Source organism: Pseudomonas sp. Bout1 (assembly GCF_034314165.1).
Taxonomy (GTDB): domain Bacteria; phylum Pseudomonadota; class Gammaproteobacteria; order Pseudomonadales; family Pseudomonadaceae; genus Aquipseudomonas.
In genome coordinates this window covers 112,501-124,900 of sequence record NZ_JAVIWK010000001.1, presented here as the reverse complement: position 1 = coordinate 124,900, position 12,400 = coordinate 112,501, and the positions used below count along the sequence as shown (strand labels likewise).

5 protein-coding genes, 2 tRNA genes and 4 rRNA genes are annotated in these 12,400 nt (G+C 54.2%); 3 read left to right on the top strand and 8 right to left on the bottom strand.

What is annotated here, in order from left to right:
* The first annotated feature begins 14 nt into the window (after positions 1-14).
* Positions 15-1,190: a PepSY domain-containing protein gene (locus RGV33_RS00610; protein ID WP_322142682.1), complete on the top strand. Its 1,176-nt coding sequence runs from the start codon at positions 15-17 to the stop codon at positions 1,188-1,190.
* 81 nt (positions 1,191-1,271) lie between these two features.
* Here the strand turns inward: RGV33_RS00610 and rrf (RGV33_RS00605) are convergent.
* From rrf (RGV33_RS00605) to RGV33_RS00570, 8 genes are all read right to left on the bottom strand, one after another.
* Positions 1,272-1,387: ribosomal RNA gene (gene rrf, locus RGV33_RS00605) — 5S ribosomal RNA — on the bottom strand.
* Between the two features lie 109 nt (positions 1,388-1,496).
* Positions 1,497-1,612, bottom strand: a 5S ribosomal RNA gene (gene rrf / locus RGV33_RS00600).
* A gap of 173 nt (positions 1,613-1,785) precedes the next feature.
* A 23S ribosomal RNA gene (locus RGV33_RS00595) occupies positions 1,786-4,679 on the bottom strand.
* Between the two features lie 234 nt (positions 4,680-4,913).
* A tRNA-Ala gene (locus tag RGV33_RS00590) sits at positions 4,914-4,989 on the bottom strand.
* 30 nt (positions 4,990-5,019) lie between these two features.
* Positions 5,020-5,096: transfer RNA gene (locus tag RGV33_RS00585), tRNA-Ile, on the bottom strand.
* Positions 5,097-5,179: 83 nt separating this feature from the next.
* Positions 5,180-6,716 (bottom strand): 16S ribosomal RNA (locus tag RGV33_RS00580).
* The 16S, 23S and 5S rRNA genes sit together here with 2 tRNA genes alongside, the layout of an rRNA operon.
* 640 nt (positions 6,717-7,356) lie before the next feature.
* A complete protein-coding gene (locus RGV33_RS00575) occupies positions 7,357-8,577 on the bottom strand; it encodes a CaiB/BaiF CoA-transferase family protein (RefSeq protein WP_322142681.1) in 1,221 nt (406 codons plus the stop codon).
* 13 nt (positions 8,578-8,590) lie between these two features.
* Positions 8,591-9,772, bottom strand: a complete 1,182-nt coding sequence (locus RGV33_RS00570) for an acyl-CoA dehydrogenase (protein ID WP_322142680.1) — start codon at positions 9,770-9,772, stop codon at positions 8,591-8,593.
* 157 nt (positions 9,773-9,929) lie between these two features.
* On the opposite strand from RGV33_RS00570, the gene RGV33_RS00565 reads away from it, so the two are divergent.
* Together RGV33_RS00565 and RGV33_RS00560 are read left to right on the top strand one after the other, a co-directional pair.
* Complete coding sequence (locus RGV33_RS00565; RefSeq protein ID WP_322142679.1) at positions 9,930-10,829, top strand: LysR family transcriptional regulator; 900 nt, start codon at positions 9,930-9,932, stop codon at positions 10,827-10,829.
* Positions 10,830-11,273: 444 nt separating this feature from the next.
* Complete coding sequence (locus tag RGV33_RS00560) at positions 11,274-12,395, top strand: Re/Si-specific NAD(P)(+) transhydrogenase subunit alpha (protein ID WP_322142678.1); 1,122 nt, start codon at positions 11,274-11,276, stop codon at positions 12,393-12,395.
* Positions 12,396-12,400 lie beyond the last annotated feature (5 nt).

Below are 12,400 nucleotides of genomic sequence, written 5' to 3'. Positions count from 1 at the left end.
TGCAGGAAAATTTAATGCGTGCATTGCTGGTTTTACTTCATCGCTATATCGGGTTGGCGACGGCGTTGTTTCTAATGATGGCGGGGATCACGGGCAGCCTTTTAGCGTTTAACCATGAGCTGGATGAATGGCTCAATCCCAAGTTCTATGAAGCAACAGCCAAGGGTTCGGCATTACCGCCAGGTGAACTGGTGAACACCCTGCAGGGGCAGCATCCCAAGCTGCAAGTCTGGTACATGGAGTATCCACAAGAGACCGGTCATACCGCTATGTTGGCGGCAGTTGCGCGAAACGATCCAGCGACCGGCAAACCCTTTGATGAGCCTAACCAGGTTTTCTATCTCGATCCGGTCAGTGGTGAAGAAATGGGGCGGCGCTTTTGGGGCGCGTGCTGCTTTCAGCGTGAGAATCTCATTCCGTTCATTCTGGAGTTTCACTACAACCTGACGCTGCCGGGAAATTGGGGCTTGTGGCTGATGGGGTTTGTGGCTATTGCATGGGTGTTCGATTGCTTTATTGCGCTGTGGCTGACCCTGCCGAGGGGCAAACCGTTCTGGAGGAAGTGGGCCACTGCGTGGAAGATCAAGGGTGGTCATGCTTACCGGTTAAATTTCGACCTGCACCGCGCTGGCGGGCTGTGGCTTTGGTTGTTGTTGTTGCCGATTGCAGTCAGCAGCGTGGCAATGAATTTGCCAAGCCAGGTGTTCAAACCCGCTGTCTCGTTGTTTTCACCGGTTCAGGCCAGTGTCTATGAGGCACGTGGCGGGTTACCGGCCGAACGATTGGGCGTGACGCAATTGAGTTATCAACAGGCCTATGAGCGGGCGCAGGAGGAAGGCAAGCGGCTGGGGCTTACAGCGTCGATTGGGGAGTTGTATTACAGCTTTGAGTACAACTTTTACGGGGCTGGTTTTGGGCGACATGATACGCAGGCTCATGGGAAATCCTGGCTGTTTTTCCATGGAACAGATGGGCGTTTGTTAGGACAAGAAATAGCGGGGCAAGGTACGTTGGGAGAGCGCTTTTATCGGCTGCAGCTACCGATCCATGGTGGCAGGATAATTGGGACGATGGGGCAATTATTGATTGCGCTGCTGGGGCTTGTGATCGCGATGTTGTCTGCTACCGGCATTTATATCTGGTGGCGCAAGTTACTGGCCAGGCGAAGCGGTAAGACGCGCAAGGGTTGAGCAGTTCTTGTTTGTAGGTGACGTAGCCCTTAAACGACAAAACCCCTGTCTGCGTTAGCAGACAGGGGTTTCGGAATTCAATCTTGACGATGACCTACTCTCACATGGGGAAACCCCACACTACCATCGGCGATGCATCGTTTCACTGCTGAGTTCGGGATGGGATCAGGTGGTTCCAATGCTCTATGGTCGTCAAGAAATTCTGTGTACCTGCCCGTTGCTTTCGCAACGTGCCGGTGAAAATCATGGACTTATACAAAAACAAAACCCCTGATTGCGTTAGCAATCAGGGGTTCTGGAATTTAATCTTGACGATGACCTACTCTCACATGGGGAAACCCCACACTACCATCGGCGATGCATCGTTTCACTGCTGAGTTCGGGATGGGATCAGGTGGTTCCAATGCTCTATGGTCGTCAAGAAATTCGGGTACTGAGTCGTGGCCAGCTGGCCTCGCTTCAGCAAATTGGGTATGTGATAGCTTTCGGTGTTTTGCAAGATCTCGAACTTTCGGTTCGTTTCGTCTTCACACACCGCAATCTGATGCTTCTACTTGTTTCCAAGTCAGGAGTAGTCAAATTGCTTGGGTGTTATATGGTCAAGCCTCACGGGCAATTAGTATTGGTTAGCTCAACGCCTCACAGCGCTTACACACCCAACCTATCAACGTCGTAGTCTTCGACGGCCCTTCAGGGAACTCAAGGTTCCAGTGAGATCTCATCTTGAGGCTAGTTTCCCGCTTAGATGCTTTCAGCGGTTATCTATTCCGAACATAGCTACCCGGCAATGCCACTGGCGTGACAACCGGAACACCAGAGGTTCGTCCACTCCGGTCCTCTCGTACTAGGAGCAGCCCCTCTCAAATCTCAAACGTCCACGGCAGATAGGGACCGAACTGTCTCACGACGTTCTAAACCCAGCTCGCGTACCACTTTAAATGGCGAACAGCCATACCCTTGGGACCGGCTTCAGCCCCAGGATGTGATGAGCCGACATCGAGGTGCCAAACACCGCCGTCGATATGAACTCTTGGGCGGTATCAGCCTGTTATCCCCGGAGTACCTTTTATCCGTTGAGCGATGGCCCTTCCATACAGAACCACCGGATCACTAAGACCTACTTTCGTACCTGCTCGACGTGTCTGTCTCGCAGTCAAGCGCGCTTTTGCCTTTATACTCTACGACCGATTTCCGACCGGTCTGAGCGCACCTTCGTACTCCTCCGTTACTCTTTAGGAGGAGACCGCCCCAGTCAAACTACCCACCATACACTGTCCTCGATCCGGATAACGGACCTGAGTTAGAACCTCAAAGTTGCCAGGGTGGTATTTCAAGGTTGGCTCCACGCGAACTGGCGTCCACGCTTCAAAGCCTCCCACCTATCCTACACAAGCAAATTCAAAGTCCAGTGCAAAGCTATAGTAAAGGTTCACGGGGTCTTTCCGTCTAGCCGCGGATACACTGCATCTTCACAGCGATTTCAATTTCACTGAGTCTCGGGTGGAGACAGCGCCGCCATCGTTACGCCATTCGTGCAGGTCGGAACTTACCCGACAAGGAATTTCGCTACCTTAGGACCGTTATAGTTACGGCCGCCGTTTACCGGGGCTTCGATCAAGAGCTTCGCGTTAGCTAACCCCATCAATTAACCTTCCGGCACCGGGCAGGCGTCACACCCTATACGTCCACTTTCGTGTTTGCAGAGTGCTGTGTTTTTAATAAACAGTCGCAGCGGCCTGGTATCTTCGACCGGCATGAGCTTACGGAGCAAGTCCTTCACCCTCACCGGCGCACCTTCTCCCGAAGTTACGGTGCCATTTTGCCTAGTTCCTTCACCCGAGTTCTCTCAAGCGCCTTGGTATTCTCTACCCAACCACCTGTGTCGGTTTGGGGTACGGTTCCTGGTTACCTGAAGCTTAGAAGCTTTTCTTGGAAGCATGGCATCAACCACTTCGCTAACTAAAAGTTAGCTCGTCATCAGCTCTCGGCCTTAGAATCCCGGATTTACCTAAGATTCCAGCCTACCACCTTAAACTTGGACAACCAACGCCAAGCTGGCCTAGCCTTCTCCGTCCCTCCATCGCAATAACCAGAAGTACAGGAATATTAACCTGTTTTCCATCGACTACGCTTTTCAGCCTCGCCTTAGGGACCGACTAACCCTGCGTCGATTAACGTTGCGCAGGAAACCTTGGTCTTTCGGCGTGGGTGTTTTTCACACCCATTATCGTTACTCATGTCAGCATTCGCACTTCTGATACCTCCAGCAAGCTTCTCAACTCACCTTCACAGGCTTACAGAACGCTCCTCTACCGCATCACCCGAAGGTGATACCCGTAGCTTCGGTGTATGGTTTGAGCCCCGTTACATCTTCCGCGCAGGCCGACTCGACTAGTGAGCTATTACGCTTTCTTTAAAGGGTGGCTGCTTCTAAGCCAACCTCCTAGCTGTCTAAGCCTTCCCACATCGTTTCCCACTTAACCATAACTTTGGGACCTTAGCTGACGGTCTGGGTTGTTTCCCTTTTCACGACGGACGTTAGCACCCGCCGTGTGTCTCCCATGCTCGGCACTTGTAGGTATTCGGAGTTTGCATCGGTTTGGTAAGTCGGGATGACCCCCTAGCCGAAACAGTGCTCTACCCCCTACAGTGATACATGAGGCGCTACCTAAATAGCTTTCGAGGAGAACCAGCTATCTCCGAGCTTGATTAGCCTTTCACTCCGATCCACAGGTCATCCGCTAACTTTTCAACGGTAGTCGGTTCGGTCCTCCAGTTAGTGTTACCCAACCTTCAACCTGCCCATGGATAGATCGCCCGGTTTCGGGTCTATTCCCAGCGACTAGACGCCCTATTAAGACTCGCTTTCGCTACGCCTCCCCTATTCGGTTAAGCTCGCCACTGAAAATAAGTCGCTGACCCATTATACAAAAGGTACGCAGTCACCCAACAAAGTGGGCTCCCACTGCTTGTACGCATACGGTTTCAGGATCTATTTCACTCCCCTCTCCGGGGTTCTTTTCGCCTTTCCCTCACGGTACTAGTTCACTATCGGTCAGTCAGTAGTATTTAGCCTTGGAGGATGGTCCCCCCATATTCAGACAAAGTTTCTCGTGCTCCGTCCTACTCGATTTCATGACTAAGAGATTTTCGCGTACAGGGCTATCACCCACTATGGCCGCACTTTCCAGAGCGTTCCGCTAATCTCAAAGCCACTTAAGGGCTAGTCCCCGTTCGCTCGCCACTACTAAGGGAATCTCGGTTGATTTCTTTTCCTCAGGGTACTTAGATGTTTCAGTTCCCCTGGTTCGCTCCATACACCTATGTATTCAGTGTAAGGTAACCATCTTATGATGGCTGGGTTCCCCCATTCAGACATCTCCGGATCAAAGTCTGTTTGCCGACTCCCCGAAGCTTTTCGCAGGCTACCACGTCTTTCATCGCCTCTGACTGCCAAGGCATCCACCGTATGCGCTTCTTCACTTGACCATATAACCCCAAGCAATCTGGTTATACTGTGAAGACGACATTCGCCGAAAATTCGCAATTACTTACAAATTTTACCTTAGCCTGATCCGTTACCAGTGAAAGTAACGTCCAGTCTATCTTTCTATCACATACCCAAATTTTTAAAGAACGATCTAATCAAAGACTAGAAATCAACATTCACCATCCTAACGATGGAATGCTCATTTCTAAGCTTTACATGACAGAAGCAGTTAGTGGTGGAGCCAAACGGGATCGAACCGTTGACCTCCTGCGTGCAAGGCAGGCGCTCTCCCAGCTGAGCTATGGCCCCGTATTTCTACAGGCGTTTCCCACACAAAATTGGTGGGTCTGGGCAGATTCGAACTGCCGACCTCACCCTTATCAGGGGTGCGCTCTAACCAACTGAGCTACAGACCCAATTTCGGGCTGCTTCTTTATCGTCTTCTTCAATGAATCAAGCAATTCGTGTGGGAACTTATGGAGCAGCTGATGTCGTCGATTAAGGAGGTGATCCAGCCGCAGGTTCCCCTACGGCTACCTTGTTACGACTTCACCCCAGTCATGAATCACACCGTGGTAACCGTCCTCCCGAAGGTTAGACTAGCTACTTCTGGTGCAACCCACTCCCATGGTGTGACGGGCGGTGTGTACAAGGCCCGGGAACGTATTCACCGCGACATTCTGATTCGCGATTACTAGCGATTCCGACTTCACGCAGTCGAGTTGCAGACTGCGATCCGGACTACGATCGGTTTTCTGGGATTAGCTCCACCTCGCGGCTTGGCAACCCTCTGTACCGACCATTGTAGCACGTGTGTAGCCCAGGCCGTAAGGGCCATGATGACTTGACGTCATCCCCACCTTCCTCCGGTTTGTCACCGGCAGTCTCCTTAGAGTGCCCACCATTACGTGCTGGTAACTAAGGACAAGGGTTGCGCTCGTTACGGGACTTAACCCAACATCTCACGACACGAGCTGACGACAGCCATGCAGCACCTGTCTCAATGTTCCCGAAGGCACCAATCTATCTCTAGAAAGTTCATTGGATGTCAAGGCCTGGTAAGGTTCTTCGCGTTGCTTCGAATTAAACCACATGCTCCACCGCTTGTGCGGGCCCCCGTCAATTCATTTGAGTTTTAACCTTGCGGCCGTACTCCCCAGGCGGTCAACTTAATGCGTTAGCTGCGCCACTAAGAGCTCAAGGCTCCCAACGGCTAGTTGACATCGTTTACGGCGTGGACTACCAGGGTATCTAATCCTGTTTGCTCCCCACGCTTTCGCACCTCAGTGTCAGTATCAGTCCAGGTGGTCGCCTTCGCCACTGGTGTTCCTTCCTATATCTACGCATTTCACCGCTACACAGGAAATTCCACCACCCTCTACCATACTCTAGCTCGTCAGTTTTGAATGCAGTTCCCAGGTTGAGCCCGGGGATTTCACATCCAACTTAACGAACCACCTACGCGCGCTTTACGCCCAGTAATTCCGATTAACGCTTGCACCCTCTGTATTACCGCGGCTGCTGGCACAGAGTTAGCCGGTGCTTATTCTGTCGGTAACGTCAAAACAGCAAAGTATTAATTTACTGCCCTTCCTCCCAACTTAAAGTGCTTTACAATCCGAAGACCTTCTTCACACACGCGGCATGGCTGGATCAGGCTTTCGCCCATTGTCCAATATTCCCCACTGCTGCCTCCCGTAGGAGTCTGGACCGTGTCTCAGTTCCAGTGTGACTGATCATCCTCTCAGACCAGTTACGGATCGTCGCCTTGGTGAGCCATTACCCCACCAACTAGCTAATCCGACCTAGGCTCATCTGATAGCGCAAGGCCCGAAGGTCCCCTGCTTTCTCCCGTAGGACGTATGCGGTATTAGCGTCCGTTTCCGAACGTTATCCCCCACTACCAGGCAGATTCCTAGGCATTACTCACCCGTCCGCCGCTCTCAAGAGAAGCAAGCTTCTCTCTACCGCTCGACTTGCATGTGTTAGGCCTGCCGCCAGCGTTCAATCTGAGCCATGATCAAACTCTTCAGTTCAAACATCTTTGGGTTTTTAAGAAACCCTAAACTTGGCTCAGCAATCGTTGGTTACATCTTTGATTTCTCGCGGAGTAACTTGTGATGCTGATAATCTTGTTGACTATCAGTCTGACTCCACAAGCACCCACACGAATTGCTTGATTCAGTTGTTAAAGAGCGGTTGGTTAAGATCTTTCGTCTCAACCGAGGCGCGCATTCTACAGCAGCCTCATTTGCTGTCAAGTGATTATTTTCAGAAGCTTTCGAAGAATTCTTCAACAACTTCAACCACTTGCGCTTCCGATCTCTCGTTAGCGGGAGGCGAATTCTACAGCGTTACACGCTGCTGTCAACACCTCTTTTTCTCCGCTTTCGACCGAGAAGATCGAAACGTTAATAGAGCCAAACAACACTGCCCTACCAACTCCTTCTGGGCTTCGATGATCTGAAGCAGCTCGCTGTCGAAACCTACATAACTCTTTGTTTACCAAGGAGTTTTACGTTTCGACTGCGCCGGAAGTGGGGCGAATTATAGACTTCCAGGATCTGCCGTCAACCCTTAATTCAGGCTTTCTATCAAATAGGCGCCGCTGGCTAAAAACCAACCAATTCCTTCTATAGAGAAAGCCTCGACAGCCTTCTATATAGAAGAGACGCTTCAGATGACTCCAGCCTCCCTCAAAACCGACACATTCGCCGGCGTCAAACCGAGCACCTGCTGCAACACCTGATAGGTATGCTCTCCCAAAAGCGGAGGCGCGCTACGGTATTCAACGGGCGTCTTGGACAGCCTCATAGGGCTGGCCACCTGGGGCACCATCCCGGCCAATGCATGAGGCAACTCCATCGCCAACCCGCGAGCCTTTACTTGCGGGTCGGCAAACACCTGCGCCAAGTCATTGATCGGACCACACGGCACACCCACCCGCTCGAGTTGGGCAACCCATTCAGCCGTTGTCTTGAATACGGTCGCCTGACGGATCAAAGGGATCAGCGTCGCTCTATTGGCCACTCGCAGCTTATTGGTAACAAACCGCGGATCATCCGCCCACTGCGGCTGCCCGGCCACCTCGGCAAACTTACGGAACTGCCCGTCATTACCCACGGTAAGAATGAAATCGCCATCCGCCGTAGGAAAATCCTGATAAGGCACGATATTCGGATGAGCGTTACCCAGGCGCTTGGGAGAGACGCCCGTCGTCAGGTAGTTCATCGCCTGGTTGGCCAGACAGGCCACCTGCACATCCAGCAAGGCCATATCGATATGCTGACCACCGCCGTCATGATCCCTATGAGCCATGGCTGCCAGAATCGCCACCGTCGAATAGAGCCCCGTAAGGATGTCTGTCAGTGCCACGCCTACCTTGACTGGCCCGGCGCCGTCTTCACCATCAGGACGGCCGGTCAGGCTCATTAACCCGCCAAGCCCCTGGATCATGAAGTCATAACCCGCCCGAGCCGCATAGGGACCGGTCTGGCCAAATCCGGTAATCGAACAGTAGATCAACTCCGGGTTGATCTCCTTGAGCGACTCATAATCCAGCCCGTAGGCCGCCAGGCCACCCACCTTGAAATTTTCGATCAGAATGTCGGACTTCGCCGCCAGGTCACGCACCAGCTTCTGCCCCTCCGGCCGCGTGAAGTCGATGGTCACCGACTCCTTGTTGCGATTGGCCGACAGGTAATACGCCGCCTCAGTGGTGTTCTCCCCGTACGCATCCTTGAGGAAGGGCGGGCCCCAGGCACGCGTGTCGTCGCCGTTACCCGGCCGCTCGACCTTGATCACTTCAGCGCCAAGATCTGCCAGTATCTGCCCAGCCCAAGGGCCCGCCAGCACACGCGACAAATCCAGTACCCGCAGGTGCGATAGCGCGCCCATGGTCGTTCTCCTATTAATAGAACGCCTGAATACCGGTTTGCGCGCGCCCCAGGATCAGCGCATGCACGTCGTGGGTACCTTCATAAGTGTTCACCACCTCAAGGTTAACCAGGTGACGGGCAATACCGAACTCATCGGAGATACCGTTGCCGCCGAGCATATCCCGCGCCATACGGGCAATGTCCAGGGACTTGCCGCAGGAGTTGCGCTTCATGATCGATGTGATCTCCACAGCCGCCGTACCTTCATCCTTCATACGACCTAGCCGCAGGCAACCTTGCAGGGCGAGGGTGATCTCGGTCTGCATGTCTGCAAGCTTCTTCTGGATCAGTTGGGTAGCCGCCAATGGACGCCCGAACTGCTGGCGATCAAGGGTGTACTGGCGCGCGGTGTGCCAGCAGAACTCCGCTGCACCCAGCGCTCCCCACGAAATCCCGTAACGCGCCGAGTTAAGGCACGTGAAAGGCCCCTTCAAACCACGTACATCCGGGAAGATGTTTTCTTCAGGAACAAACACGTTATCCATGACGATCTCACCGGTGATCGAGGCGCGCAGCCCAACTTTGCCGTGAATCGCCGGAGCACTCAGGCCTTTCCAGCCTTTTTCCAATACGAAGCCACGAATATCGCCCGCATCGTCCTTACCCCACACCACGAATACATCGGCAATGGGGCTGTTGGTGATCCACATCTTGCTGCCGCTGAGGCTGTAGCCGCCATCCACCTTACGTGCACGAGTAATCATCGCGCCCGGATCGGAGCCATGGTTAGGTTCGGTCAGACCAAAGCAGCCAATCCATTCGCCAGATGCCAGCTTCGGCAGGTATTTCTGCTTCTGTGCTTCGGTACCGAACTCGTTGATCGGCACCATCACCAGCGATGACTGCACACTCATCATCGAGCGGTAGCCGGAATCCACACGTTCGACCTCACGAGCAATCAGGCCATAGCTGACGTAGTTCAAGCCACTGCCACCGTACTGCTCGGGAATCATCGCCCCCAGCAAACCGGTCTCGCCCATTTCGCGGAAAATCGCAGGGTCGGTCTTTTCATGGCGGAAGGCCTCGAGCACCCGCGGCGCCAGCTTGTCCTGGGCGAACTGCTCGGCACTGTCACGCACCATGCGCTCCTCTTCAGTCAGCTGTGAATCCAGCAACAGTGGATCGATCCAGTTGAAGCTTGCCTTGCCGCCCATGAATGAGTCCTCGCGAAGTAAATCAAAAGTCGTGCATGGAGCCTAGGCCGCGAAAGCGAGGAGGGCAAACGAGGTTTTTTCATAGCCTTGTGCTAATTTCTCACTCCGTAACATTCAAAACCGGCATATATACTCTTTACTTGTGAGGCTACGGTACATGCGCAGAAAGATTCCGAGCACTACGGCACTGGTCAGTTTTGAGGCAGCGGCCCGCCACGAGAGCTTTACCAAGGCTGCGCAGGAGCTTTCGATCACCCAAGGCGCAATTTGCCGGCAGATCGCAGGCCTTGAGGAGTTTTTGAGTGTCGAGCTGTTTCGACGTTCCCGCAGGGGCGTGAAGCTGACGGAAGCCGGGCTGTCCTACAGCCGCCGAGTGGCCGCACAGTTGGACGCGGTCGAGCGCGACACCTTGTCGGTGATGGGCCAGCAGGGCACCAACGTTATCGAACTGGCAGTGGTCCCGACCTTCGGCACGCAGTGGCTGATCCCCCGCCTCAAGGACTTCCAGCAACAACACCCAGAGGTCACCGTCAACCTGACCAACCGCACGCGGCCTTTCCTGTTCGCCGATACCGAATTCGACGCAGCGATCTACTTTGGTGATGCCGACTGGTCCGGCACCGAATCCCACAAGCTAATGGGAGAAAACCCACTCCCGGTGTGCAGCCCACGCTTGCTGGGTGAGCGTTCGCACTTCACCGCGCACGAAATCGCCGAACTGCCCCTGTTGCAGCAAACCACTCGACCCTATGCCTGGCGCCAGTGGTTCAACGCGCAACAGCTGGACATACCCCGCGACATGACAGGCCCCCGTTACGAGCTATTCTCCATGTTGTCCCAGGCAGCCATGCACGACATGGGCATTGCGTTGATCCCGCCGTTCCTTATTCAAAGAGAATTGAGCGAACGCCGCCTGGTGGTCGCCAGCCCTCAGATACTGGCGAGCTCAAAGGCCTATTACCTGATGATTCCCGAGAGAAAAGTCGAATCTGCGTCTCTTCATGCATTCAGAGACTGGCTAATCGATCAGTCACTCCGCTACAACCCCAATATATAAAGGGAAAACCCACATACCTGATCCTGTAGTCAGTAAACAAAAATACCTACATATGTATATATATGTCGCAATTTAGAAGACCGGTTCTTTTGACCATGAATCGGCCTTAAGCCGCGCTTACAGAGGCCTACAGCCATAAACGTCGCGGCAATGGGCGCCTATTCATATTACCGATGGCGGCAAGTCCCTATTTCGTCTTAACTCCTTTAACTCTCTGTATTTAAAGGAGTTGTTCAGCACCATTGCGGCAATCGGTCACAGGGTGACTTGTAGTTAATTTTTCGTCACCCGTCATAATCTCTTGAAGGCCGTAAAGTTCGCCTGCAAAATGCCGCGCCCCGCTGTATTCAAGCGGGATCGTGCTGATCGGCCGCCCAGATGTGCTTCTCGGTGCACTGGCCTTTTTACAAAATCAAAGCAAAAAGATCATGCAGGAGATTTGACGTGCACATTGGTGTTCCTCTCGAAACCCATACCGGTGAAACGCGGGTGGCTGCCACCCCGGAAACCATCAAGAAGCTGATCGGCCAAGGCCACAAGGTCACAGTGCAAGCCGGTGCAGGCATCAACGCCAGTGTCGTCGACAGTGCCTATGAAGCAGCAGGCGCGACCATTGGCAGCGCCAGTGATGCATTCGGCGCCGAGCTGATCCTCAAGGTGGTCGCGCCCAATGCCAGCGAACTGACGCTGATCAAAAGTGGCACCGTGCTCGTGGGCATGCTCAACCCGTTCAGCAACGAAACCATCACTCGGCTGGCCGAGCATGGCATCACAGCCTTTGCCCTTGAGGCAGCGCCGCGTACCTCCCGCGCGCAAAGCCTGGATGTGCTGTCTTCCCAAGCCAACATTGCCGGCTACAAGGCCGTGTTGCTCGCCGCCCATCACTACCCACGCTTCATGCCTATGCTGATGACCGCCGCCGGCACAGTGAAGGCCGCGCGCGTGCTGATTCTTGGCGCTGGCGTAGCCGGGCTGCAGGCGATCGCTACTGCGAAACGCCTGGGGGCGGTAATCGAAGCGTCCGACGTGCGCCCGGCTGTAAAGGAACAGATTGAGTCCCTGGGCGCCAAGTTCGTCGACGTGCCCTACGAAACCGATGAAGAACGTGAATGCGCTGTCGGCGTCGGCGGTTATGCGCGCCCCATGCCTACCAGCTGGATGCAGCGTCAGGCGCTGGCCGTGCACGAGCGCGCCAAGCAGGCCGACATCGTCATCACCACCGCATTGATCCCGGGCCGCAAGGCACCCACTCTGTTGAGCGCCGAAACCGTCGCACAGATGAAGCCAGGCTCGGTGGTCATCGACCTCGCCGCAGCCCAAGGCGGTAACTGCCCGCTGACCGTGGCCGATCAGGTGGTCGTGGAAAACGGCGTGACCATTTGCGGCCCGACCAACCTGGCCGGTGCCGTCGCGGCCGATGCCTCGGCGCTGTATGCGCGCAACCTGCTGGACTTCCTGAAGCTGGTCTTCACCAAGGAAGGGCAGTTTGAAATCAACCTCGAAGACGACATCGTCGCCGCGTGCCTGATGTGCCGCGACGGCCAAGTCATCCGCAAAAACGCCTAAGCAGG